The 24,261-nt window shown below is 69.6% G+C and carries 19 protein-coding genes and 1 pseudogene; 6 read left to right on the top strand and 14 right to left on the bottom strand.

Annotated features, from left to right (window positions below; genetic code table 11):
- Positions 1-36 precede the first annotated feature (36 nt).
- A pseudogene (locus JHW48_RS11470) lies at positions 37-987 on the top strand (SPFH domain-containing protein); the annotation flags it as partial.
- 1,035 nt (positions 988-2,022) lie between these two features.
- Positions 2,023-2,934, top strand: coding sequence for a carbohydrate kinase family protein (locus JHW48_RS11475; protein ID WP_119885909.1), 912 nt, complete (start codon positions 2,023-2,025; stop codon positions 2,932-2,934).
- Positions 2,935-2,952: 18 nt separating this feature from the next.
- Here JHW48_RS11475 and hflX read toward each other — a convergent pair whose 3' ends face one another.
- The 9 genes from hflX to dusB all read right to left on the bottom strand — a co-directional run bounded on the left by hflX (position 2,953) and on the right by dusB (position 15,068).
- The gene (gene hflX, locus JHW48_RS11480) at positions 2,953-4,350 is read right to left on the bottom strand and encodes a GTPase HflX (RefSeq protein ID WP_119885908.1); all 1,398 of its coding nucleotides are present in this window, start codon (positions 4,348-4,350) and stop codon (positions 2,953-2,955) included.
- Positions 4,351-4,584, bottom strand: coding sequence for an RNA chaperone Hfq (gene hfq, locus JHW48_RS11485; RefSeq protein ID WP_119885907.1), 234 nt, complete (start codon positions 4,582-4,584; stop codon positions 4,351-4,353).
- Between the two features lie 121 nt (positions 4,585-4,705).
- On the bottom strand, positions 4,706-6,328 hold the full coding sequence (locus JHW48_RS11490) for a TrkH family potassium uptake protein (RefSeq protein ID WP_272835599.1): 1,623 nt from the start codon (positions 6,326-6,328) through the stop codon (positions 4,706-4,708).
- 10 nt (positions 6,329-6,338) lie between these two features.
- Positions 6,339-7,715 (bottom strand): Trk system potassium transporter TrkA, encoded by a 1,377-nt coding sequence (trkA, locus tag JHW48_RS11495; RefSeq protein WP_119887758.1) that lies wholly within the window; start codon positions 7,713-7,715, stop codon positions 6,339-6,341.
- A 64-nt stretch (positions 7,716-7,779) separates the two neighbouring features.
- A complete protein-coding gene (gene ntrX, locus JHW48_RS11500) occupies positions 7,780-9,171 on the bottom strand; it encodes a nitrogen assimilation response regulator NtrX (RefSeq protein WP_119887757.1) in 1,392 nt (463 codons plus the stop codon).
- Entirely contained in the window at positions 9,168-11,429 is a 2,262-nt protein-coding gene (locus JHW48_RS11505) for a sensor histidine kinase NtrY-like (protein ID WP_119887756.1), read from the bottom strand. The genes ntrX and JHW48_RS11505 overlap by 4 nt, the downstream gene beginning before the upstream one ends.
- Positions 11,430-11,502: 73 nt before the next feature.
- Positions 11,503-12,948 carry a response regulator gene (locus JHW48_RS11510; protein WP_272835600.1) on the bottom strand — a complete coding sequence of 482 codons (1,446 nt, stop codon included), beginning with the start codon at positions 12,946-12,948 and terminating at the stop codon, positions 11,503-11,505.
- A gap of 12 nt (positions 12,949-12,960) precedes the next feature.
- On the bottom strand, positions 12,961-14,070 hold the full coding sequence (locus tag JHW48_RS11515; protein WP_119887603.1) for a two-component system sensor histidine kinase NtrB: 1,110 nt from the start codon (positions 14,068-14,070) through the stop codon (positions 12,961-12,963).
- Positions 14,067-15,068 carry a tRNA dihydrouridine synthase DusB gene (dusB, locus tag JHW48_RS11520; RefSeq protein ID WP_119887604.1) on the bottom strand — a complete coding sequence of 334 codons (1,002 nt, stop codon included), beginning with the start codon at positions 15,066-15,068 and terminating at the stop codon, positions 14,067-14,069. Before dusB ends, JHW48_RS11515 begins: the two co-directional genes overlap by 4 nt.
- A gap of 244 nt (positions 15,069-15,312) precedes the next feature.
- Here dusB and JHW48_RS11525 point away from each other — a divergent pair, with 244 nt between their 5' ends.
- A complete protein-coding gene (locus JHW48_RS11525; protein WP_119887605.1) occupies positions 15,313-16,695 on the top strand; it encodes an L-serine ammonia-lyase in 1,383 nt (460 codons plus the stop codon).
- On the opposite strand, the gene JHW48_RS11530 is transcribed toward JHW48_RS11525, so the two are convergent.
- Entirely contained in the window at positions 16,692-17,780 is a 1,089-nt protein-coding gene (locus tag JHW48_RS11530; protein WP_205961984.1) for a sensor histidine kinase, read from the bottom strand. The two genes, JHW48_RS11525 and JHW48_RS11530, sit on opposite strands and share 4 nt — an antisense overlap.
- A 249-nt stretch (positions 17,781-18,029) precedes the next feature.
- Between JHW48_RS11530 and JHW48_RS11535 the strand changes: the two genes are divergently transcribed.
- The 3 genes from JHW48_RS11535 to JHW48_RS11545 all read left to right on the top strand — a co-directional run bounded on the left by JHW48_RS11535 (position 18,030) and on the right by JHW48_RS11545 (position 21,582).
- Positions 18,030-18,638: a COG3650 family protein gene (locus tag JHW48_RS11535; RefSeq protein WP_170152366.1), complete on the top strand. Its 609-nt coding sequence runs from the start codon at positions 18,030-18,032 to the stop codon at positions 18,636-18,638.
- A gap of 98 nt (positions 18,639-18,736) precedes the next feature.
- Positions 18,737-20,917 (top strand): YjbH domain-containing protein, encoded by a 2,181-nt coding sequence (locus JHW48_RS11540; RefSeq protein ID WP_272835601.1) that lies wholly within the window; start codon positions 18,737-18,739, stop codon positions 20,915-20,917.
- Positions 20,914-21,582, top strand: a complete 669-nt coding sequence (locus JHW48_RS11545) for a YjbF family lipoprotein (protein WP_240637880.1) — start codon at positions 20,914-20,916, stop codon at positions 21,580-21,582. Before JHW48_RS11540 ends, JHW48_RS11545 begins: the two co-directional genes overlap by 4 nt.
- 161 nt (positions 21,583-21,743) lie before the next feature.
- On the opposite strand, the gene JHW48_RS11550 is transcribed toward JHW48_RS11545, so the two are convergent.
- The 4 genes from JHW48_RS11550 to JHW48_RS11565 all read right to left on the bottom strand — a co-directional run bounded on the left by JHW48_RS11550 (position 21,744) and on the right by JHW48_RS11565 (position 24,235).
- Positions 21,744-21,947 (bottom strand): hypothetical protein, encoded by a 204-nt coding sequence (locus JHW48_RS11550; protein WP_419182386.1) that lies wholly within the window; start codon positions 21,945-21,947, stop codon positions 21,744-21,746.
- Between the two features lie 198 nt (positions 21,948-22,145).
- Positions 22,146-22,928: a metal ABC transporter permease gene (locus JHW48_RS11555; RefSeq protein WP_119886679.1), complete on the bottom strand. Its 783-nt coding sequence runs from the start codon at positions 22,926-22,928 to the stop codon at positions 22,146-22,148.
- Between the two features lie 9 nt (positions 22,929-22,937).
- Positions 22,938-23,726: a metal ABC transporter ATP-binding protein gene (locus JHW48_RS11560; RefSeq protein ID WP_119886678.1), complete on the bottom strand. Its 789-nt coding sequence runs from the start codon at positions 23,724-23,726 to the stop codon at positions 22,938-22,940.
- Positions 23,723-24,235, bottom strand: coding sequence for a Fur family transcriptional regulator (locus tag JHW48_RS11565; RefSeq protein WP_419182387.1), 513 nt, complete (start codon positions 24,233-24,235; stop codon positions 23,723-23,725). The genes JHW48_RS11560 and JHW48_RS11565 overlap by 4 nt, the downstream gene beginning before the upstream one ends.
- Positions 24,236-24,261: the final 26 nt, after the last annotated feature.

A 24,261-nucleotide genomic window follows, 5' to 3' on the forward strand; every position in this document is an offset into this window, starting at 1 on the left:
CGGCCCTAGATTGGGCCGAGCCATACGGGGGATACCATGTCCATCTTCGACATTCTGGGCGGCGAGTTCATCGAGGTCATCGAATGGACCCAGGACGCGCGCGACACGATGGTCTGGCGGTTCGAGACCGTCGGCCGCGCCATCAAATACGGCGCCAAGCTGACCGTCCGCGAGGGCCAGGCCGCGGTCTTCGTGCATGAAGGCCAGATCGCGGATGTCTTCGGCCCCGGCCTCTACATGCTGGAGACGAACAACATGCCGGTGCTGACGCGCCTGCAGCATTGGGATCACGGCTTCCGCAGCCCCTTCAAGTCCGAGATCTACTTCGTCAACAAGACCCGCTTCACCAATCTGAAATGGGGCACCCGCAACCCGGTCATCGCGCGCGATCCCGAATTCGGCCCGGTGCGGCTGCGCGCCTTCGGCACCTATGCGATGCGCGTGATCGACCCGGCCCGCTTCATGTCGGAAATCGTGGGGACCGACGGCGATTTCACCCGCGACGAGATCGCCTTCCAGATCCGCAACGTGATCGTGCAGGAATTTTCCCGCGCGATCGCGGCGGCGAACATCCCGGTCCTGGACATGGCCGCCAATACCGACCAGCTGGCCCAGCTGGTCGCCAAGGCCATCGCCCCGGTGATCGAGACCTATGGCCTGGTCCTGCCGGAATTCTGGATCGAGAATATCAGCCTGCCCGCCGAGGTCGAGGCGATGCTGGACAAGCGCACCAGCATGGGGATCATCGGCGATCTGGACCGCTTCGGCCAATATGCCGCCTCCGAGGCGATGCTGAGCGCCGCGCGCAACGAAGGGGCCGCGGGCGCAGGCATGGGCGCTGCGATGGGCGCGGCCATGGGCGCCACGATGCGCGGGCCTTGGGGCGCGGCCCCCGCCCCTGCCGCGGTGACGCCCGTGACGGATGGCGGCGATCACCGCTTTCCCTGCGCGCAATGCGGGGCCAGCCTGCGGTTTCGCCCGGGCCAGCAGCGGCTGGTCTGCGACTGGTGCGGGCATGAACAGGACATCGCCCCCACCCGCGCCGGCCTGACCGAGATCCCGCTGGCCCAGGGGCTGGACCTGGACGCCGCCGCGCCCGTCCTGGACGCGGTGCGCGAACTGGCCTGCCCGCAATGCGGCGCGCGGGTCATGGCGGATGCGACCCATCACGCCAGCGCCTGCCCCTTCTGCGCGACGCCGGTCGTGTCGGATGCGGGCGTCAGCCGCCGGATCGCGCCCCAGGCCGTCCTGCCCTTTGCCTTGACCGAGGATCAGGCCCGCGCCGCCATGAAGGCCTGGCTGGGCGGGCTGTGGTTCGCGCCGTCGCGGCTGGCCGCCTATGCGCGCAAGGACCGGCGGCTGACGGGGGTCTATTCGCCCTTCTGGACTTTCGACGCGGATACGGTCACCACCTATCGCGGCCAGCGGGGCGATGCCTATTACGTCACGGTGACCGTCACGCAGACGGTGAACGGCCGCCCCCAACCGGTCAGCCGGCAGGAACGCCGCATCCGCTGGACCCCGGTCACGGGCCGGGTCGCGCGCCAGTTCGACGACCTGCCCGTGGCGGCCTCGACCGCACTGCCGCAGCGATTCGCCGACGGGATGCAGCCTTGGGACCTGGACGCGCTGACCGGGTTCGATCCGGGTTTTCTGTCGGGTTTCGAGGCCGAGCTCTATACCATCCCCCTGGCCGATGCCCATCAGGTCGCCCGCGACCGCATGGCCCGGGTGATCCGCCAGGATGTCCAGCGCGACATCGGCGGCGCCGAACAGCGGATCGCGCATGTCGACAGCCGCCATGCGAACGAGGGCTTCAAGCATGTGCTGCTGCCGCTGTGGATGGCGGCCTATCGCTATAACGGGCACAGCTACCGGATGGTGGTGAACGGCCGGACGGGCAAGGTCATGGGCGACCGGCCTTGGTCGGTCTGGAAAATTTCCGCAGCCGTCGCCGCGGCACTGGTAGCGTTAGCGGCGATCCTGTATCTGACCCAGTGAGGAATGCCAAAGGGGGGCCCCATGATCCTGTGCGCCGGTGAATCGCTGATCGACATGGTGCCGCAGGACGGCATGTTCCGCCCCCTACCGGGCGGCGCGGTCTATAACACCGCCATCGCGCTCGGCCGCCTCGGGCGGCAGACGGGCTATCTGTGGCCGATCAGCCGCGATCCCTTCGGCAAGGTGATCCTGCGCCCCCTGGCCGAGGCCGGGGTCATCACCGACCTCTGCCCGCGCACCGACCGGCTGACCACGCTGGCCTTGGTCACGCTGACCAATGGCGAGGCGCGCTATTCCTTCTATGACGAGGGGTCGGCCGGGCGGATGCTGCGCCCCGACGATGTCGGGCCGCTGCCGGGCACGGTTTCGGCCATTTTCACGGGCGGAATCAGCCTGGTCCCTGACCCCTGCGGCGCGACGATCGAATCGCTGATCGCCCAGCACCACGACCGCCTGCCGGTCATGCTGGACCCGAACATCCGGCCCTTCTTCATCACCGATGCGGAGGCCTATCGCGCGCGGCTGTCGCGGATGATGCCCATGGCCGACATCGTCAAGCTGTCCGCCGACGATCTGGACTGGCTCTATCCCGACATGCCCGCCGAGGATGCGGCGGCCCGGATCCTGGCCACCGGGCCGCGCCTGGTCCTGCTGACCGGGGGCGAGGCCGGGGCGCGCGCCATCTGGGCGGGCGAGCCGGTCCATGCCCCCGCGATCCGCACGCAGGTCTCCGATACGATCGGCGCGGGCGACACGTTCAATGCGGGGGTGCTGGCCAGCCTGGACGCGCAGGGCCTCCTGACCAAGGACGGGCTGGCGGGGTTGGGCGCGGATCAGATCCGCGCCGCCCTGACCCAAGGGGCGCAGGCGGCGGCGGTCACCGTGTCGCGGCCCGGGGCGAACCCGCCTTGGGCGCATGAGATGCCGTCCTGACCGCGCAGGCGGGCTGACCTAGTCGGCGGGGTGCCAGCCGCCCGGGCGGCGGTCGGCATCGTCGTCCTCGTCATCCTCCTCGACGGCGCGTTCGGCACCGGTGAAGGCCTCGAAGGCGCCCTTCTGACGGGCGGTCCAGCGCAGGCGCAGATGCAGCCCGTCCTCGCCCGCCTCCTCGGCCTCGACGACGCCGGCCTCGTGCAGCCAGGCGCGGGCGCGGCCATCGGCGAAATCCAGGGTCAGGTCCTCGGGCAGGCGCTCCTCGTCCAAGGCCTCGCCCAGGGCGCGGTCGATGGCGCCGATCAGATCCTCCAGCCCCTCGCCCGACAGGGCGCTGACGGCCTGGACGCCCTCGGTCCGGGCATCGGTGCGGCGCAGGGCGGCGCGGGTGTCGGGACCCAACGCGTCGATCTTGTTCCAGACCTCGATCGCGGCCACGTCCTCATCCACGCCCAGGCTGTCCAGGATCTCGGCCACGTCGGCGGCCTGTTCCTCTGTCTCGGGATGGCTGATGTCGCGGACATGCAGGATCAGGTCGGCCTCCAGCACCTCCTCCAGCGTGGCGCGGAAGGCGGCGACCAGTTCGGTGGGCAGGTCGCTGATGAAGCCCACCGTGTCCGACAGGATGATCTTGCGCCCCGCGCCGCCGCCGCCCGCATCGGGCAGGCGGATGGCGCGCATGGTCGGGTCCAGCGTCGCGAACAGCATGTCCTTGGCAAAGACCTCGGCCCCGGTCATGCGGTTGAACAGCGTCGATTTCCCGGCATTGGTATAGCCCACCAGCGCCACGATCGGATAGGGCACCTTGGCGCGGGCCGCGCGATGCAGGCTGCGGGTCTTGACCACGCGGTCCAGCTGGCGGCGCAGGCGGGTCATCTGTTCGTCGATGGCGCGGCGGTCGGCCTCGATCTGCGTCTCGCCCGGTCCGCCCACGAAGCCCAGGCCACCCCGCTGACGTTCCAGGTGGGTCCAGGCGCGGACCAGACGCGTGCGCTGATAGGAGAGCGCGGCCAGTTCGACCTGCAGCACGCCCTCGCGGGTGCGGGCGCGGTCGGCAAAGATCTCCAGGATCAGCCCGGTCCGGTCCAGCAGCTTGACGCCCCATTCCTTTTCCAGATTGCGCTGCTGGACGGGGGTCACGGGGCCGTCGACCAGGACCAGCTCAACCTCCAGGGCCTCCAGACGCTCCTTGATCTCGGCCAGCTTGCCCTTGCCGAAAAGCTTTCCGGGGTTCGGTTCGCGCAGGTTGGCGACCTCGGATCCGACCATTTCGATGCCCGGCAGGGCCAGGGCCAGCGCGACCGCCTCGGCCAGCGCATGTTCGGGCTCGCGCCGCTGCGTGCGGGCGCGGCCGAGGTCAGGGTGAATGACGTAAGCGCGGGTCGGCTTGGCTTCGGTTTCCGTCAGATCCGCCAATCAGTCGTCGCCTTCATACAGGGTGATGGGCTGGCCGGGCATGATCGTGCTGATGGCATGCTTGTAGACCAGCTGGGATTGTCCGTCGCGGCGCAGAAGCACGCAGAAGTTGTCGAACCAGGTGATGACGCCCTGCAGCTTGACGCCGTTGATCAGGAAGATGGTGACAGGCACCTTGGCCTTGCGGACGTGGTTGAGGAACGCGTCCTGCAGGTTCTGCTTGTCGCCAGCCATTTGTTATCGTCCGTTTTTATTATCCCTGTGCCTTTTCACATCTAAGCCCAAGCCCGACCCCATGCAAGCTTGCGTGATCGGACAAAGATCAATCAGGCTTTTGGGCCACACCCCCTGTGCCCTACCTGCGCCAGAATTCCGGCGACATCAGGGCCAGGACGGCCAGCGTCTCGATGCGTCCCAGGACCATGGCGGCGGCCAGCACGGCCTTGGTGAAGTCCGGCAGGCCGGACCACCCCTCCCACGGGGCCGAGGCGATGCCGGCCGTGCCCTCGAAGACCGGGGTCAGGGGGATGGCGCCGGCCAAGGGGCCTGCATTGGTCAGGGCTGCGATGGACAGGATCGTCGCCGTCTCGAATTCGATCGCATGGATCGAGACCAGCGTGACCACCAGCGCGATCGAGATCGCGAAGAGCATGAAGAAGATGAAGGCCAGATAGGCCCCCTCACGCCGCAGGCGCCGGGCGATGCGGCCGCCGCCGGACACGGAATGGGGATGGATGATGCGCTCCATCTCGCGCTGGCCGTGGCGGGCCAAGGCATAGACGCGCAGCAGCTTGACGCCCCCCGCCGTGGTCGCGATGCCGCCCCCCATCATGGCCAGCCCCGCCAGGATCAGCCCCGGCGCGCTGAGCCCCGACCAGGCCTGCGCGCCCGCCCATTCGACCGATGTCCAGCCCGTCGTCGTCAGATAGCTGAGCGCGCTGAACAGCCCCCCCCACAGCGCCGCCAAGGCCGCGCCGATCCCCGATGGCGACAGGGCCTCGTCGGCATCGACCTCGATCGCGCCCAGGAAATGGCGCAGGAACAGGACCAGGCTGACCAACACGATCAGGCTCAGGGCCATGCGCAGCTCCGGGTCGGTGGACAGCCGGTCGGTGGCGCGCAACTCCCCCCCGCCGGGCCAGAAGCGGCGCGACAGGGCAGGGATCAGGAACAGAAAGACCAGCACCTCGCCGCCGATGCCCGACACGGCGCCCGACGGGCCGATGACCGGCGATATGCCGGATGTGGACAGCGTCCCCATCGCCCGCATCAGCGCCAGGAAGGACGGATCCCCCATCAGCAGCAGCCCCACCCACAACGCCAGGGTCAGCCCCGCATAGACCGGCCCGATCTGCAGCGCGGCCTGGGCCAGGCGGTGCGAGGGCGCCTCGCCCCGGCGGTCAAAGCCGGGATCGGACAGATGCAGGACCGGGCGGCGCGGATCGGCCGATTGCGGCAGCGCCTCGCGATATTCCTCGCGGCCATAGGGGTTCGACATGATCTCGAACCCGCCCACGCGCAGGGGCGCCAGGATCGCCACCGCCGCGACCAGCACGAACAGCCCCCCCATCCAGCCCACCACCGCCCGCCACAGATGCAGGGGCATCGGCAGCAGATCCGCCGAATAGAGCGACGCGCCGGTGGTGGTCAGCGACGACACCATCTCCCACCAGGCGTTGAAGAAGCCGGTATCGGGCAGGCTTTCGGCAAAGGGCAGCGCCATCAGCGGCGGCAGGATGCCATAGACGCCCAGCATCGTCAGCAGCGTCGCGCGCGACCGCGGCGGCCTGGGATTGGCCTGGGTCGCGATGCCGATCAGCCCGCAGAAGACCAGGATCAACAGCCCCGCATAGAAGAAGTTGCGCGCGATCGCCGCATGGCCCGCGACGGACGCGTTGGCGGCCGGGATCATCATCATCAGCGCCGTCACCGCCGCCAGGATGACCAGGACCGGCAGCCGCTGGAGAAAGCCGATCATCGCGCCCCCGTCAGAAGAAGTCGATCGAGACCTGCAGCAGGCGCTCGACCTCGGGGACGTCCTTGGACAGGGCAAAGATCAGCACGATGTCGCCCTCGTCGATGCGCGTGTCGGCCAGGGGCTTCAGAACGCGGTCGCCCTTGCGCAGCGCACCCATCAGCGCGCCTTCGGGAAATTCGATGTCGCGGATCATGCGCCCCGCCATGGGGCTGGTCGACAGGACCTGCGCCTCCATCACCTCGGCCTCGGCATCGCCCACGGAATAGATGTCGCGCACCCGCCCGTGGCGGATGTGGCGCAGGATCGTGGACACGGTCGTCGATCGCGGGTTGATATAGGCGTCGATGTCCAAGGCCCCCATCAGGGGCACCAGCGTGGGATCGTTGATCAGCGCGATGGCCAGCCGCGCCCCGGCCTGCTTGGCGCGCACCGATGCCAGGATGTTGGTCTTGTCGTCGTCTGTCACCGCCAGGACGGCATCGGCCTTGGACACGGCGGCCTCGTCCAGGATCTCGGCCGACAGCCCGTCGCCGTTCAGCACGATGGTCCGTTCCAGCCGGTCGGCGGCGAATTCGGCGCGCGGGCGGGCGCGTTCGATCAGCTTGGCCCGGATGCGGTCGGGGCGGCTTTCCAGGTTCTGGGCCACGGCCAGGCCCACATTGCCCGCCCCGATGATGACCACGCGTTCCTGCTTCTGGGGCGGCTTGCCGAAGATGTCCAAGGTCCGCGCCACGTCATCGGCATGCGAAAAGACATAGATCTGGTCCCCCGCGAAGAGCTGGTCCCCCGCCTCGGGGGCGAACAGCCGCCCCTCGCGCCGCACGCCCGCCACGATGGCCCTCAGGCTGGAGAACAGTTCCGTCAGCTGGCGCAGCGGCGTGTTCAGCGCCGGGCAGTCGGGTTCAAGGTCGATCCCCAGCAGCTGGACCTTGCCGTCGAGGAAGGTCTCGACATCGAAGGTCGATGGCGCCGACAGCCGCTGCAGCGCCGCCAGCGCGACCTCGCGTTCGGGGCTGATGACTACGTCGATGGGCAGGTGCTCGGTCCGGTAGAGGTCGGAATAGATCGCGTCCAGATAGGCGCCCGACCGCAGGCGCGCGATCTTGCGCGGCACCTGGAAGACGGAATGGGCCACCTGGCAGGTGACCATGTTCACCTCGTCGGAATGGGTGGCGGCGATGATCAGGTCCGCATCGCGCGCACCCGCCTGGTCCAGGATGTCAGGATGGCTGGCAAAGCCCGTCACCCCCTGGACATCCAGCGATTCCGTGGCGCGGCGCACCAGGTCGGGATTGTTGTCGATGACGGTGACATCGTTGCGCTCGCCCGCCAGATGACGGGCGATCTGCCAGCCGACCTGCCCTGCCCCGCAGATGATGATCTTCATGCGTCACCCTTTCGTCCCGCGCCCCCTTGCCTATGCCGGGCGCGCGGTCCGCGCAAGCGGCAGGCTATTTACCCATCACCATCTCGTCCTCGCCGCGCATGCCGCCGACCACGCCCAGGGATTTCAGCTTGCGGTGCAGCGCGCTGCGCTCCATGCCGACGAATTGCGCCGTGCGGCTGATATTGCCGCCGAAGCGGTTGATCTGGGCGACCAGATACTCCCGCTCGAACAGCTCGCGCGCCTCGCGCAGCGCCATGGCGGTGACGGCGGGCCCCAGGCTCAGCGTGTCGCTGTTGTCGGGGGTGGCGCCCTGCGGCTCCAGCTCGCCCGGCTGGATGGGGCCCGCGCCCTCGGCCAGGATCAGCACGCGTTCGATGACGTTCCTCAGCTGGCGGATGTTGCCGGGCCAGCGCATGGATTGCAGCGCGGCGACCGTGTCCTCGGGCAGATCGCGCGGGGTCAGGCCCTGCAGCTTGTGGAACTGCTGGATGAAATGGCGCGCCAGACCCGCGATGTCGTCGCGCCGGTCCGCCAAGGACGGCACCGCGATGGGCACCACGTTCAGCCGGTCGAACAGCTCCTGCCGGAAGCGGCCTGCGGCGATCTCGGCCACCAGGTCGCGGTTCGTCGATGACAGGACGCGCAGATCCACCCGCACCTTGTCGGCGCCGCCCGCGCGCACGAATTGCTGTTCGGTCAGCACCCGCAGGATCTTGGGCTGGGTGCCCATGGGCATGTCGCCCACCTCGTCGAAATAGATAATGCCGCCATGGGCCTGTTCCAAAAGGCCCGGCTCGATCCCCCGCTCGGGGGATTCGCGGCCGAAGAGGACCTCCTCCATCCGTTCGGGTTCGATCGTGGCGCAGGGGACGGTGACGAAGGGCGCGGATGCGCGGGGGCTGTGGGCGTGGATGTAGCGGGCGGCCATCTCCTTGCCGGTGCCCGGCTCGCCGGTCAGCATGACGCGGCCGTTCGAACGCGCGACCTTGTCCAGCCCGTCGCGCAGCCTGCGGAAGGATGCCGACTGGCCCAGCATCTCGGCCGCGCGGTCGCCGCCGCGGCGCAGGGTGCTGTTCTCGCGCCGCAGACGGGCGGTCTCCATCGCGCGGTTGATGACCACCATCAGCTGGTCGATGTTGAAGGGCTTCTCGATGAAGTCATAGGCCCCCTGCTTGATGGCCGCGACCGCGATCTCGATATTGCCATGGCCGGAGATGATGATCACCGGCACGTCGGGATTGTTGCGCTTGACCTGTTTCAGGATGTCGATCCCGTCCATGCGGCTGTCCTTCAGCCAGATGTCCAGGATCATCAGCGCCGGTTCGCGGTCGTTCAGCGCGCCCACCGCCTCGTCGGAATTGGCGGCGGTGCGGGTCTCGAACCCCTCGTCCTTCAGGATGTCCGCGATCAGCTCGCGGATGTCGCGTTCATCATCGACGATCAGGATGTCGGTCATGGTGTCGCCTCGTCTTTTTCTTGTCTGCTCTTGGTCTTGGGGGCGCGGACGGGGTGGCGTTCGCGCGGCAGCCGGATCTCGGCCAGGGCGCCCGTCCCATCGGGCGCGTCGGTCAGGGACAGGCTGCCGCCATGTTCCTCGACGATCTTCTTGACGATGGGCAGGCCCAGGCCGGTGCCTTGGCTCTTCAGCGTCACATAGGGTTCGAACAGGCGCGACCGGTCGGCGGGCAGGCCGGGGCCGTTGTCGCGGATGCGGATGCAGACGGCCTCGGGCTGGGTCAGCAGGGCGACATGGATCGCGGGGGCCCAGCCCTCGGGCGCGTCGGCGCGGCGCTCCTCGACCGCCTCGCCCGCATTCTTCAGCAGGTTGGTCAGCGCCTGGCGCATCATTCCGGCATCGCAATCGACGATGACGGCGGCATCGGGAATGTCCAGCACCAGCGCGCCGTGCAGCGCGTCCTGCTGCAGCAGGATCAGCTCGCGCAGCAGGGCCGCGATGTCGGTCTCGGCCCGGTCGGGTTCGGGCATGCGGGCAAAGCGGCTGAATTCGTCGACGATCCGGCGCAGGTCGTTGGTCTGGCGGATGATGACCTCGGTATATTGGTCCAGGGCCGCGCGGTCGGCCTCGGGGGCCAGGGGGCCGAACTTGCGGCGCAGGCGTTCGGCCGACAGCTGGATCGGGGTCAGGGGGTTCTTGATCTCATGCGCCACGCGGCGGGCCACGTCGCCCCATGCGGCCATGCGCTGCGCGCTGACCAGTTCGGTCACGTCGTCGAAGGCCACCACGAAACCCTCCAGCGCGCCATCCTTGCTGCGGCGCACGGCCATGCGGACCAGCAGGCTTTCCACCCGGCCCTCGCGCATCAGGCGGACCTCGTCCTGCAGGGTCTCGGCCACGGAGGCGCTCAGGCGCTGGAACAGCGGCGCGAATTCAGGCACCACATCCGACAGCAGCCGGTCGATATCGGCCTCGGCATCCAACCCCAGCAGCCGGCTGGCCGAGCGGTTGACGAAGTCGATCTCTCCGGCCGCGTCCAGCCCGATCACCCCGGAGGTGACCGAGGTCAGCACATTGTCGAAAAGCCGCCTTTGCCCGTCCGAGACGCGATAGCTCTCGATCAGTTCGGCGCGCTGCGTCTTCAGCTGGCGGGTCATGCGGTTGAAGGCCAGGCCCAGGGTCTGGATCTCGTCCCCGGTGCGGGGTTCGGGGACCTGCACGTCCAGATCGCCCCGCCCCACCCGGTCCGTCGCCTGCGCCAAGAGGCCGATGGGCCGCGACAGGCGCGACGCGAACCACAGCCCCAGCCAGATCGCGCCAGAGACCAGCAGCAGCGCGAACCCCAGATAGACCAGCGAGAATTCCAGCAGCACTTGGGCGCGCATCTCCTCCAACTGGCGATAATCGCCGACCGTGGCGCGGGTGTCGTCCAGCAGGCCCAGCAGGCTGCCATCCACGTCCCGCGTCACATAGAGGTAGCGGTCCGCCAAGGGCGGCAGGGCGACCAGGGCACGGAATTCGTCGTTTTCCCAATCCTCGATCAGCACGATGCCTTCGGACTGGGCCTCGTCCAGCTGTTCGGGGCTGGGGGCCTCGAACCAGAACAGATAGCTGCGTTCGCCCCGCGCGCGGATCTCGCCCGCGCCGTTGATGATATAGGCCTCGCGCAGGCCGCGCTGGATCAGGGACTGGCCTTGGGCCAGCAGCTGGCGCATCTCGCCATCCTCGATCAGGGGATTGGCGCGTCCGGCCTGGGTCAGCACGGCCGCCAGCGCGCGGGCATCCTGGGTCAGATCGCCCCGATGTTCGGCGTGATAGGCCTCGGCCGCGGCCTGGGACGTGGTGACGACCTGCTGGACGCGGTCGGAAAACCACCCCTCCAGCCCGATATTGACCAGAAACCCCGCGAACAGCGCGACCAGCACCGTGGGCACCAAGGCCAGCCCGCCGAAGACCGCGACCAGCCGGGCATGCAGGCGCGATGCGGGCGACGTGCTGCGCCGGGCCGATATCAGCCGCGCCATGCGCGCCAGGATGAATCCGATCAGCACGATCAGATAGGCCAGGTCGGCCAGCAGCACGACGCGCAGCGCCTGGCTCTGCATGCCCCGGCCAAAGGGTCCCATGACCGCCAGCGTCGCCACGGCCAGCACCAGGCCGGTCGAGACGATCCCCCAGGTCAGGAAACCGCGCCATTGCCGCGGCAATCTGATACGGGCCAGCCTGTCCCAGCTGAGCCCCGTCGCAAGGCCTGCCATTACCCCCACCTGCCGTCTTTCGCGGCTTTGCTGCGGGCGGCGCGTGTCCGTGGCGCTGCCCCCTGTGGCGGTTTTACATCAGTTTGCGGCGCCGTGTCACCTCGATATTCAGCTCGGTCAGCTTCTTGCGCAGCGTATTGCGGTTGATCCCCAGCAGATCGGCGCAGCGCAGCTGGTTTCCGCCGGTCGCGTCCAGCGCCACCTGCAGCAGCGGGCGTTCGACCTCGCGCAGGATGCGGTCGTAAAGGCCCGGCGGCGGCAGCGCGTCACCATGCAGGTCGAAATAGCGCTGCAGATGCGCCTCGACCGAATCCGACAGGCGCGCGCCCCCCTGCGGCAGGGGCAGGACGGCGGCGTTTTCGGGGGCATGGGGGGCGGCGGCGGTCTGGGCGGGCCCGGGCAGGCGGCCGCCCGATTGCTGGGCCAAGGCCTCGCGCATCTCGGAGGCGCTGATGGCCGTGCCGCTGGCGGTCAGGGCCAGGCGGCGCATCATGTTCTCCAGCTCGCGCACATTGCCGGGAAAGGGATGGGCGCGCAGCATGGCGCTGGCATCGTCGGACAGGCCCCGGTCGGGCAGGCCCTGCGCGGCGGCGCGCGCCAGCAGATGCGCGGCCAAAGGCAGGATGTCGTCCACCCGGGCGCGCAGGGGCGGGACGCTGACCGTCACCCCCGCCAGCCGGTAATAGAGATCCGATCGCAGCCGCCCCGCCGCCACATCGGCCTGCGGGTCCGGGCCGGTCGTGGCCACGACCCGCGGGGCCTGGGCGCGGTCGGGGCCCGATTCCATCGCCTCGATCAACCCGATCAGCCGGGCCTGGGCGGCGGCGTCGAAGCCCGCGGGGTTTTCGATCACGATGGTGCCGGCGCGGGCGCGGTCGGCGGCGCGGGCGATCGCCTCCTCGCCCGCATCCGAGGATGTCAGGACCGCCAGCCCCCGGTCGCGGCGGTCGGACAGCTCGTGAAAGCTGCGCGCGATGGTGGTCTTGCCGACCCCCGCCTCGCCCGCGATGATGACGGGCAGATCGGCGTTCAGCACGCGGGCGACCATGCGGAACAGGGCCTGCATGCTGGGGGCGTGGCCGATCAGCGGCATGGCGGGATCGGCCGCCTCGCGCGGGACGGGCAGCGGTTCGGGCACCGGGTCGGATTTGCGCGGACGGCGCGACAGGGCCTGGCCCGCCTTGGACATCAGGTCCGGCAGATCGAAGGGCTTGGGCAGATATTCGAAGGCCTCGGCCTCGGTCGCGCGGATCGCGGTGACGATGGTGTTCTGGGCCGAGATCACGATCACCGGCAGGTCGGGCCGCGCCTCGCGGATGGCGGGGATGCGGTCGATGCCGTTGCCGTCGGGCATCATCACATCGGTGATGACCAGATCGCCGCGCCCCTCCTCGACCCATTTGGACAGCTGCGCCAGGCTGCCCGTGGCATGCACCCGGCACCCCGCGCGGGTCAGCGCCTGCGTCAGCACGGTGCGGATGGTGCGGTCGTCATCGGCGATCAGAACGGTGCCGTCCATGGTGTCTGGTCCTTATGCCTTGGGCAGGGAAATGCGGAACACGGTGCGACCGGGGCGGCTGTCCACCCGGATCAGCGCGCCGTGGTCGGTGATGATCTTGCTGACCAGCGCCAGCCCCAGGCCGGTGCCGTTCTCGCGCCCCGACACGAAGGGCTCGAAGACCTGGTCGGCGATGGCGGGGGGAAAGCCGGGGCCGTTATCCTCGATCTCGATCTGCAGGGGCAGCGGGCGGCCGGTGGGGTCGGCCTCGTCGGGGGGGCGGCGCAGGGTGTGGTCGTAATGGCTGCGCAGGCGGATCGTGCCGCCTGCCTTGCCGGCCAGCGCCTCGGCGGCGTTCTTGACCAGGTTCAGGCAGACCTGCGTCAGCTGGTCGGCATCCGCCAGCGCCGGCGGCAGCGAGGGGTCGTAATCCGTGACGATCTGCACATCCGCGGCAAAGCCCACCTGCGCCGACCGGCGCACCTGTTCCAGCACGTCATGCACATTGACCGGCGCCAGATCCGGGGCCGAGGTGTCGCCGAACCGCTCCACCTGATCCAGGAGCGCCACGATCCGGCGGGATTCGCTGACGATCATGTCGGCCATCTCGCGATCCTCGGGGGTGGCGTTCATCGCCATCAGCTGGGCGGCGCCGCGGATGCCCGCCAGGGGGTTCTTGATCTCATGCGCCAGCATCTCGGCCATGCCGATGACGCTGCGGGCGGCGCTGCGGACATGGCGGGCCTGGTGAATGCCGTCATCGTCCTGCGGCACAATCAGCAGGGTGACGCCGCCATCGCCGTCCGGCCCCGCATGGACGGCGGCGCGGCGCGCGTGATGGCCGCCCGCCCGGTCGCCGATCTGGAAATGCACCTGCGCCTGATAGAGCGCCTCGTCGCTGGCGCGCACCCGCGACAGCAGGGCCGTCAGGTCGGGCTGGATGCGCAGCCGTGCGCCCAGCTCGTCCCCGTGCAGAACCCGCCCCAAGGTCGAGTTGCGCGACATGTTCAGCCAGATCTCGGCCGCGTCGTTCATCGCGGCGATGCGCCCCGCCCGATCCAGGATCAGCGCGGGCAGCGGCAGCGCCCCCCAGCCCGGACCGGGCCGGGCCTCGCGGAACCCAGGCGGGCGCGGATGGGTCATGCGGCCACCCCTGCGCCATCGGCAAAGGCCCGGCGGATCAGGGCGACCGTCTCGGCCGGGCTGGGCGCGCGCAGCATCTGGTCGCGCAGGGGCGCATCGGCCGCATCCGCATACCAGCCCAGATGCTTGCGCGCGACGCGCAGGCCCAGATCGGCGCCATAGAAATCCAGGATGTCCTCGTAATGCTCCTCGACCAGATCGGCCAAGGCGGCGCCTTGGGGAACCTGCGGCGCGGGCGTCCCCCACAGCTGATGCGCGATCTGCGCCAGGATCCAGGGCCGCCCCTGCGCGCCGCGCCCGACCATCACCGCATCCGCCCCCGACGCCGCCAAGGCCGCGCGGGCGCTGTCGGCATCGGTCACGTCGCCATTGGCGACCAGCGGCGGGCGGGCGGCCAGCTCGGCCACGGCCCGGATCGCGGACCAATCCGCCCGGCCCTTGTAGAACTGCGCCCGCGTGCGCCCATGCACGGTCAGCATCGCCACCCCCGCATCGCGCGCCCGCGCCGACAGATCGGCCGCGTTCAGGCAATCATCGTCCCAGCCCAACCGCATCTTCAGCGTCACCGGCACCGCGACCGCGCCCACCACCGCATCGACCAGGCTCATCGCGTGATCCAGGTCGCGCATCAGCGCCGCGCCGGACAGCCCGCCCGTGACCTTCTTGGCCGGGCAGCCCATGTTGATGTCGATGATGCGCGCGCCCATGCCTTCGACGATGCGGGCGGTCTCGGCCATGGGGGCGGCCTCGCGGCCCGCGATCTGGACGCTGACGGGCAGCGCGCCTTCGGTCAGGGCCTTGGCGCGCACCGCCGCGCGGGTCGAGGGGCGCGGCGTCACCATCTCGGTCGAGGCGACCATCTCGCTGACCATCAGCCCCGCACCGAAGCGCGCAACGGCGCGGCGAAAGGGCACGTCGGTGATTCCCGCCATGGGTGCAAGAAACACCGGCGGTCCCAAGGGCGTGTCGCCAAGAATGATCGGGTCGGGCAATCGCATATCCTGTTCCTTCACCTTGCCGCGCCGCGCCCGCAAGAACGGCACCCGGCCCGGCGCCTGCCCATTTCGCAGGCGATGGGCCGCTGCCTATCATACAGGCACTCTGCGGCATGTTTAAGCACCCCTCGCGCCGGGCCCGCCAGCGGGCCGATGTCGCATCCGATGCCCCGGATGGTCGCGCTTGGCGGTGGCGGCAAGGGGCGGGTCGTGATTGGATGGGCAGACATATGCAAGGGGGGAAGTCATGTTTCTGTCGGTTTTCGATCTGTTCAAGCTGGGGGTCGGCCCGTCATCCTCGCATACGATGGGGCCGATGATCGCGGCGGCGCGGTTTCTGGACCTGCTGCGGGTCCAGCCCTTCCGCGCCCATGGGCTGCGCGCCAGCCTGCATGGCAGCCTGGCCTTCACCGGCAAGGGCCATGCGACCGACCGCGCGGTGATCCTGGGGCTGGCGGGGCTGACCCCCGCCGCGATGGACCCCGACACCGCCGAGCGCGTGCTGGAGGAGAACCGCCGCGACCGCCTGCTGACCCCGCCGGGGCTGGGGCCCTTGGCCTTCGACCCCGACCGCGACCTGCGCTTTGATTACGACCGCAGCCTGCCCGGCCATGCGAACGGGATGACCGTCTCGGCCACCGACGCGCAGGGCGACGTGATCCTGCAGCAGGTCTATTATTCCATCGGCGGCGGCTTCGTGCTGACCGAGGAGGAGCTGGCCCTTCGCGCGGGCCAGGACCGCAGCGACGCCTCCTCCAGCGTGCCCTTCCCCTTTGCCACCGCGGCCGAGATGCTGGACATGGCCGAACGGTCCGGCAAGTCCATCGCCCGGATGAAGGAGGCCAACGAGCTGTGCTTCCGCTCCAACGCCGAACTGTCGGACGGGCTGACCCGGATCTGGACGGCGATGCGCGACTGCATGGACCGGGGCCTTGCGACCGAGGGGATCCTGCCCGGCGGGCTGAACGTGCGCCGTCGGGCGCCGGGCATCCATGCCAAGCTGATCGCCGAACGCGGCCTGAACATGACCGCGCCGTATGTGGTGAATGACTGGATGTCCACCTATGCCATGGCCGTCAACGAGGAAAACGCCGCCGGCGGCCAGGTCGTGACCGCCCCCACCAACGGCGCGGCGGGGACCGTGCCCGCGGTGATCCGATACTGGCTGGATCATGTGCCGGGGGCATCCGAACGCGCGCTGCCCGATTTCCTGCTGACGGCGGCGGCGGTGGGCGGGCTGATCAAGCACAATGCCAGCATCTCGGGCGCGGAATGCGGCTGTCAGGCCGAGGTCGGCAGCGCCAGCGCCATGGCCGCCGCGGGCCTGGCCGCCGTTCTGGGCGGCACGCCGCGCCAGATCGAGAACGCGGCCGAGATCGCCTTGGAACACCATCTGGGCATGACCTGCGACCCGGTGCGGGGCCTGGTGCAGGTGCCCTGCATCGAAAGGAACGGACTGGGGGCGATCAAGGCGGTCGCGGCGGCCAGCCTGGCGCTGCGCGGCGACGGCAGTCACATCGTGCCGCTGGACGCCGCCATCGAGACGATGCGCCAGACCGGCCGCGACATGTCCGAGAAATACAAGGAGACCTCGCTTGGCGGCCTGGCCGTGAACGTGCCCAACTGCTAGGGGGTCAGCTGGCCCCGCAGGCTGTAATGCAGCCCCGAGGGCCGGAACTCCGCCCGGCCGGTGCCGTCGAAATAGGCCGGCACGATCATGTTCACCAACCGCGATCCGAACCCCTCCCGCGTGGGGGGCGAGACCGGCCCGCCGCCGGATTCTCGCCAGTCCAGCGCAAAGACATCGCCCTCGCGCGACCAGGTCAGGTCCACGATCCCGTTCGCATCAGCCAGCGCGCCGTGCTTGGCCGCATTGGTCGCCAGCTCGTAAAGCGCCAGGGACAGGCCCACGGCCTGCTGACTGCTGAGCGGCACGGGCGGGCCGGACAGGCGGATGCGGTCATTGCCCACCAGATGCGCGCCGATCGACCGGGCCATGACATCGGCGATGTCGGCGCTGTCGCCCAGGCCCGTGAACAGCCCCTGGGCCTTGGCCAGCGCCATGATGCGCGCGCCCACCGTGTCGCGCGCCTCCTGGATGGTGCGGGCGTTGCGCAGGCTGGAGGAGACCACCGTCGAGGTCACCGCCAGGATGTTCTTGATGCGGTGCAGCAGCTCCTCCTGCATGACCTGCTGGTTGCGCCTTGCGGTCACGGTCTCGGTCACGTCGACGGTGATGTTCAACAGCCCCGCCACGCTTTCGTCGTCGTCGAAAAGCGGCGTGTAGCTGAAGGTCCAGAAGGTCTCCTCGTCGAACCCGTTGCGGGTCATGACCAGGCGCATCTCCTCGGTCCGGGTGCTGTATCCGGCCAGGGTGCGTTCGACCATGGGTTCGACATCGTGCCAGACATCCGCCCAGATGCGGCGGAAGGGCTGGCCCAGGGCCTGTTCCTCCTTGCCGCCCAGCACGGACATGTAGCCGTCATTATAGAGCATGACGAGGTCCGGCCCCCAGAACATGGATGCGGCATGCCCCTGCGCGACCATCATCCGCACCGCGGCGCGCAGGGCGGGCGACCAGCCCTCCATCGGGCCGAGCGAGGTGCGGGACCAGTCGAAGGCGCGGATGCGGCTGCCCATGATGGTGTCGTCCCACCGGAAGCGTGCATCGCCCAAGGGCGCATGCGCTGTCCGTGCCAGGTCGACGAAGCTCATCACGCATCCTCCCTTTTCTGTCGCCTACCATACTTTCACTCCTTGCAAGTGCTGTCCAACGAATACCCTGGCCAAAGGCAGGAAATCGCCACCGTAACAAACATTTATCAAGAATCGGACCGGCCTGTGCGGTTCAGGCGGGCGCCTGCCCACACGCGCGGGCGCGGGGCGCGGCGCTTGCTCCGGGGGCGGCGGGTTGATAACCCTTGCGTGACAGTGATCCCGACCGAACCAGAAGGCAAAAGCCCCATGTCCGCCCGTCCTTCCGCCCGTCTTGCGATGCTTGCCCTGCTGACCCTGCCCTTGGCCGCCTGCGACAGCGAGGCGATGACCGACCTGCGCCGCGGCGTGGGCCTGGACCGCACCGAGGAGGCACAGCCCGCCCAGCCCGAGGGTCCGCGCCCGCCCGCCGTCTCGCCCCTGGTGGAACCGATCGAGACCGGGGCCGAGCCGCCGCGCGCCCTGTCCACCGCCGAGCCGCTGACCTATCGCGCGACCGCCTTCGTGGCCCGCGGGAACGAGCCTGACTGGAACGTCCAGATCAGCGGCAACACCGCCACATACCGCACGCCCGACACGCCGAACGGCCGCCAGATCCAGGTGAACCGCCTGGTCTTCGACCGGGGCGTCGAATATATCGGCGTGCTGAACGGGCGGCCCTTCGTGGTCAACATGCGCGCCGCCCCCTGTCAGGACACGATGTCGGACGAACGCTTTCCGCTGACCGCGCGGCTGACGGTGACGGGCCAGACCCGCACCGGCTGCGCGGCGCCCGGCGTGGTGCCCACCGCACCCCAAGCTGCATCCCAGGACGCGCCCCAGGCCGCGGCCGGTGCCGCCCCCGCGCAGGCGGGCTGACCCCGATGCGCGGGTCACGCATTCGTGTGTCGATCCGCGCGTCAATCCCTGCCACTTGGCGGCCAGCCCATCCTGCCCGCCCCCAGAGGATACCGCCGATGCGACCATCGCGCCTGACCCGCCAGTTGCTGGCCACGACCCTTCCCGCAGCCCTGATCATCGGCGCGGGGGTGGCGGTCGCCGACCCGATGCTGGCGCGCAACATGTCCAGCTATGGCCTGCCGGGCGGCGTGGACACCCCCACCGCCGAGACCCTGCCCGATGGCAGCCTGGGCGCGACCGTGTCGCTGTCGGAATACGCGCGCCGGGGCAACGTGTTCTTCCAGGCGCTGCCGGGGCTGACCACGGTGCTGCGCTATGGCCGCGTGGACGGGATCCAGGATTTCCGGCAGGAGGGGTTCATCTCGGACCGCTCGGCCGATCTGCGCTATCAGGTGGTGGACGAGGATGGCTGGCGCCCCGCCGTCGCGGTGGGCCTGCAGGATTTCCTGGGGACCGGCGTCTATTCGGGCGAATATGTCGTGGCCACGCGCAACGTGACGCCAACTGTCCGCGCCTCGTTGGGCCTCGGCTGGGGCGTGCTGGCGGGCCGCCCGCGGGTCATCAATTCAGGCGATCAAGGCGGCACGCCCAATGTCGACCAGTGGTTCAGTGGTGGCGCGCGGCCCTTCGGCTCGGTCAGCTGGCAGGTCAATGACCGGCTGAACCTGGTCGCGGAATATTCCAACGACATTTACCGCGCCCGCTATTCGGACGGGAGCGAATTCCAGCAGGGGTCCGAACCCTCCAGTCGGCTGAATTTCGGCGCGAACTATCACGTGGGCCGGAATTACGAGGTCGGCGTCTACACGATCGGCGGCGACACGGTGGGCGCGCAACTGACCATCGCGCTGAACCCGCGCGACGCGGCCTTCCCCTCGGGACTAGAACGCGCGCCCGCCCCGGTGCGGCCCCGCCCCGCCCCCGCCCAGGACCCGGAGGGCTGGTCCGGCGCCTGGTCCCAGGACCCGACCGCCCAGCCCGCCATCCAGCGCGCGCTGTCCGACGCCATGGCCGCCGAGGGCCAGGTCCTGGAAAGCATGGTCCTGACCGCGACCCGGGCCGAGGTGCGGCTGCGCAACCAGCGTTTCATCAACCAGCCGCAGGCCATCGGCCGCACCGCGCGCCTGATGACCCGCGCCCTGCCCGCATCGGTCGAAACCTTCGTCATCACCTCGACCAGCGACGGGATGCCCACATCCTCGGTCACCCTGCGCCGCAGCGATATCGAGCGGCTGGAGAACACCGAGGCCGGGCGCATCGCCGCCGCGTCGACCCTGACCGACGCATCCGCCAATGTCGCGGGGCTGGTCCAGACGCCCGACGCCTATCCGCGCTTTCGCTGGTCGCTGAAACCCTATGTCGAGATCGGCATCTTCGACGCCGAGGACGGGGTCACCCATGAGGCCGGCGCCGAGGCCCGCGCCAGCTACGAGATCATGCCCGGCCTGATCGCCACCGGCGCGCTGCGCCAGCGCGCCTTCGGTGATATCGGCCAGCGCGGCCCCGGCATCCCCGGCCAGCGCGGCCAGTATTTCAGCCCCGAGGAATACGAATCCCGCCCCGAGCTGGAGACCACGCCCGAAGGCGTGCCGCGCGTGCGGTCCGACACGCGGATGTATACGGGCAATTTCAGCCCCGTCATCCCCGAGGCCACGCTGGCCTGGTATGCCAAGCCCTCGGACGCGGTCTATACCCGGGTGACCGTGGGCCTGCTGGAACGCGCCTATGGCGGCGTCTCGGCCGAGGCGCTGTGGAAGCCCGCGACATCGCCCCTGGGCTTCGGGGCCGAGATCAACCGCGTGCGCAAGCGCGATTTCGACCAGCTGCTGGATTTCCGCGACTACGAGGTCACGACCGGCCATGTCTCGGCCTATTACGAATTCCGCCAGGGCTTCACCGCCCAGCTGGATGTGGGCCAGTATCTGGCGGGCGATGTCGGCGCGACGGTGACGGTGGCGCGCGAATTCGCCAATGGCTGGCGCGTGGGGGCCTATGCCACCAAGACCGACCTCTCGGCCGAGGAATTCGGCGAGGGCAGCTTTGACAAGGGCGTGACCCTGTCCATCCCGCTTGGCTGGGCCACGGGCCAGCCGTCGCGGGACCGCGTCTCGACCAACATCCGGTCGCTGTCGCGCGACGGCGGGTCGCGGGTGAACGTGAACGGGCAGCTCTATGACCGGGTGCGCGGGGCGCATACGGTCGATCTCTATGAAGGCTGGGGGAGGTTCTGGCGATGACGGGGGCGTTCGACATGCGCGCGATCAAGACCGTGGCCTGCATGGCCGCGCTGGCCGGGCTGGCCGCCTGCGGGAACAGCAGCGCCGACGAAGGTGGCGGCGGCCCGCTGGCCATCCTGGCCCAGACCGCGACCCAGGCCGTCACCGCACGGCGCGCGGAGGCCCCGGCCCCCGCCCGCAGCCCCGAGGAGGCCGCCGCCGAGGCGCTGCGCGTCAATCCCGGCCCGCTGATCCAGGCCGGGTTCGAATCCCTGGGCCGCAACCAGATCATGGCGATGACCGGCCAGAACGGGTCGATGCGCACCTACATGACCCCCTCGCAGGAGGCGCTGATCCTGCGCGACGGGATGCTGGTGGGCACGCGCGGCCTGGGATCGGACCTGTCGGTGGCCGAGCCGGGGACCGAGGCGCTGATCCGCAGCGGTCAGGCGGGCAGCGGCACGCGGGTCATGCGCTATTTCGGCGGCGACGGGCTGGAACGGCCGCTGCAATTCGCCTGCACCACCGCGCCCGGTCCCAATCCCGGCGTGATCGTGGAAAGCTGTCAGGGCCATGGCACGAGCTTCCAGAACAACTATCTGGTCCAAGGCGGCCAGATCCCCGTGTCGCGGCAATGGATCGGCCCGGGCCTGGGCTATGTCACGGTGCAGACGCTGCGGCCCTGACCGCCCCGCCCCCGGAACGCGAAAAACCGGCCCCTTGCGGGGGCCGGTTTTTTCATGTCCGCCCGGAAGGTCCGATCACGGATCCGGGCATGAAAAAAGGGGCTGGCCGGATGGGCCAACCCCCCCTGGATCAGACCGCCTTGCGGCGATCCGTTCCGATATCAGCTGTCGTCGCTGTCCGAAGCGACGGCGGCGATGACGCCCAGCAGCAGCAGGGCCGGGACGACCAGGCCAGCGTTGGTCGATGCGGGACGTTCTTCAACGATCACCGGCTCGACTTCCACGACGGGGGCGACGAAGCCACCGGCCAGAGCCGAGGTCGTGGTCAGGCCGAGGGCGGCCGCGAAGGTAGCGAATTTGGTCATGATCATGCTCCGTTTCGATTGACGGCTGCCGTTTCCGGCAACATCGGTGCGACAGTTACACAAACCCGAACTCTTGAAAAGCTGCATTGATTTGATTCCACCGTGGGTCCGCGGTCACTGTTGCATATTGGCCAACACCTGTTTCGGCGCTTCGTTCCAAGCCCCGCGAAGCCCCGGAAAACCTGTGGCAATTTGGCACTAGGCCCGGCGAAGTCCTTGGGACAGGACGAAAAATATCGCCGCCGCGGTCACAATCGAGGGACCTGCCGGCGTGTCCAGCCGAAGGCTGGCCCACAGGCCGGACACAACCGACAATCCCGCGATCAGCGTCGCGGCGGCGGCCATCCGCTCGGGCGTGCGCGCCCATCCGCGCGCGGCCGCCGCCGGCACGATCAGCAGGGCCGATATCAGCAGCGACCCCACCACTCGAATCGCCAGGGCGACGGTGATCGCCAAGGCCAGGGACAGGGCCAGACGCTCCAGCCGCGGGTCGATGCCCGCGGCCATGGCCAGTTCCTCGTTCAGGCTGCTGGTGACCAGCCGCTGCCAGCGCAGGATCAGCATGGCCAGGACCACCGCCGCCCCCGTCCAGATCAGCACCAGGTCCGACCGCCCCACCGCCAGGATGTCGCCGAACAGATAGCTGGTCAGGTCCGACCGCGCCGAGGGCACGAAGCTGATCGCCACCAGGCCCACCGCCAGCGCGGAATGCGACAGCACCCCCAGCATCGTGTCCATCGCCTGGCCCCGCGACACCAGGGCCGAGACCAGGACCGCCATCGCCGTGGCCACCGCCAGCGTGCCCGCATAGATCGAGATGTCGAAGGCCAGCGCCATCGCCACCCCCAGGATCGCCGCATGGGCGGTCGAATCCCCGAAATAGGCCATGCGCCGCCACACGACGAAGCTGCCCAAAGGCCCCGCCACCAGCGCCACACCCAGCCCCGCCAGAATGGCGCGGAAGAAGAAATCGTCCAGCATGTGCCTGCCTCAATGTGCGGTCGGGGAATGGCCGTGGGTGCAGCCCGGCCCGTGCAGGTGGTCCGCCTCGGGGCCCGCCAGGTCGTGATGGTGGTCGTGATCGTGCCGATAAAGCGCCAGCGTCCCCTCCGCCCCCGCCCCGAACAGCGCGCGGTATTCGGGCGCGGTGCTGACATGCTGGGGCGTGCCCTCGCAGCAGACATGCCCGTTCAGGCAGATCACCCGGTCCGAGGACCGCATGACCACCAGCAGGTCGTGGCTGACCATCAGGACCGCGGCGCCGGTCTGGCGGCGCACATCCTCGATCAGGCGATAGAAGGCGACGATGCCCGGCTGGTCCAGCCCCTGCGTCGGCTCGTCCAGGACCAGCAGATGCGGGTCCGACAGCAGCGCACGCGCCAGCAGCACGCGCTGGAACTGGCCGCCCGACAGCTGGGTCAGCTGGCGCGCGCCCAGGCCCGGCACCCCGGTCCGCGCCAGCGCCGCCTGCGCCTGGTCGTCCGGCACCCGACGCGGCAGCGACAGGAACCGCCGCACCGTCATCGGGATCGCCGTGTCCAGCTGGACCCGCTGCGGGACATAGCCGATGCGCAGCCCCGCCCGCCGGTCCACCCGCCCGCGCGCCAAGGGCACATGCCCCAGCAGCGCCCGGATCAGCGACGACTTGCCCGAGCCGTTCGGCCCGACCACGGTCACGATCTCGCCCGGCTGGATGCGGAAATCGACATGGGACAGCACCGGCTCGGAGGTGCCGGGCCGGTGGATGGTCAGGTCCTGCGACCGGATCAGCGCCGTCATTCCTGCCCCTCGGCCGCGCAGGTCGCGCAGAGGCCGAGCGCCTCGATCGTCGCGCGTTCGACGCGGAACCCACCTTGGCCCGCCACCGTCTGCAGGCTGTCGCGCACCGGGGCCGCGGCGGCCTCGGCCACCTTGTCGCAGCTGCGGCAGATCAGGAAGGCCGGCTGGTGGTCATGGCCCGGATGCAGGCATGCCGCAAAGGCGTTCAGCCGTTGCAGCCGATGCGCCAGCCCATGCGTCACCAGAAACTCCAGCGCCCGATAGGCGACCGGCGGCTGGCGCCCGAAGCCCTCGGCCGCCAAGCGGTCCAGCACCTCATAGGCGCCCATGGCGCGGTGGCTCTCCAGCAGGATCTCCAGCGTGCGGCGGCGCACCGGGGTCAGCCGCGCGCCCTGATCGGCCAGCCGTGCGGCTGCCTCGTCCAGGGCGCGATGGGCGCATTCACGATGGTCATGGGGGGCGAAGGTCGCGGCGATGCGATCGTCAGGCTGCGTGTCGGGCTGGGTCACGGCGTTCCTTCACGGCTCGTGTTATC

This window comes from Paracoccus aestuarii, assembly GCF_028553885.1.
Classification (GTDB): Bacteria; Pseudomonadota; Alphaproteobacteria; order Rhodobacterales; family Rhodobacteraceae; genus Paracoccus; species Paracoccus aestuarii.

Coding starts and splice junctions, on each gene's coding strand:
- hfq (WP_119885907.1), bottom strand. CDS start 4,584: ATGGCTGGCGACAAGCAGAACCTGCAGGACGCGTTCCTCAACCACGTC.
- JHW48_RS11525 (WP_119887605.1), top strand. CDS start 15,313: ATGTTTCTGTCGGTTTTCGATCTGTTCAAGCTGGGGGTCGGCCCGTCA.
- JHW48_RS11490 (WP_272835599.1), bottom strand. CDS start 6,328: ATGATCGGCTTTCTCCAGCGGCTGCCGGTCCTGGTCATCCTGGCGGCG.
- JHW48_RS11510 (WP_272835600.1), bottom strand. CDS start 12,948: ATGGACGGCACCGTTCTGATCGCCGATGACGACCGCACCATCCGCACC.
- JHW48_RS11505 (WP_119887756.1), bottom strand. CDS start 11,429: ATGGCAGGCCTTGCGACGGGGCTCAGCTGGGACAGGCTGGCCCGTATC.
- JHW48_RS11475 (WP_119885909.1), top strand. CDS start 2,023: ATGATCCTGTGCGCCGGTGAATCGCTGATCGACATGGTGCCGCAGGAC.
- JHW48_RS11530 (WP_205961984.1), bottom strand. CDS start 17,780: ATGAGCTTCGTCGACCTGGCACGGACAGCGCATGCGCCCTTGGGCGAT.
- dusB (WP_119887604.1), bottom strand. CDS start 15,068: ATGCGATTGCCCGACCCGATCATTCTTGGCGACACGCCCTTGGGACCG.
- JHW48_RS11515 (WP_119887603.1), bottom strand. CDS start 14,070: ATGACCCATCCGCGCCCGCCTGGGTTCCGCGAGGCCCGGCCCGGTCCG.
- JHW48_RS11545 (WP_240637880.1), top strand. CDS start 20,914: ATGACGGGGGCGTTCGACATGCGCGCGATCAAGACCGTGGCCTGCATG.
- JHW48_RS11560 (WP_119886678.1), bottom strand. CDS start 23,726: ATGACGGCGCTGATCCGGTCGCAGGACCTGACCATCCACCGGCCCGGC.
- JHW48_RS11540 (WP_272835601.1), top strand. CDS start 18,737: ATGCGACCATCGCGCCTGACCCGCCAGTTGCTGGCCACGACCCTTCCC.
- JHW48_RS11550 (WP_419182386.1), bottom strand. CDS start 21,947: ATGACCAAATTCGCTACCTTCGCGGCCGCCCTCGGCCTGACCACGACC.
- trkA (WP_119887758.1), bottom strand. CDS start 7,715: ATGAAGATCATCATCTGCGGGGCAGGGCAGGTCGGCTGGCAGATCGCC.
- JHW48_RS11555 (WP_119886679.1), bottom strand. CDS start 22,928: ATGCTGGACGATTTCTTCTTCCGCGCCATTCTGGCGGGGCTGGGTGTG.
- JHW48_RS11535 (WP_170152366.1), top strand. CDS start 18,030: ATGTCCGCCCGTCCTTCCGCCCGTCTTGCGATGCTTGCCCTGCTGACC.
- ntrX (WP_119887757.1), bottom strand. CDS start 9,171: ATGACCGACATCCTGATCGTCGATGATGAACGCGACATCCGCGAGCTG.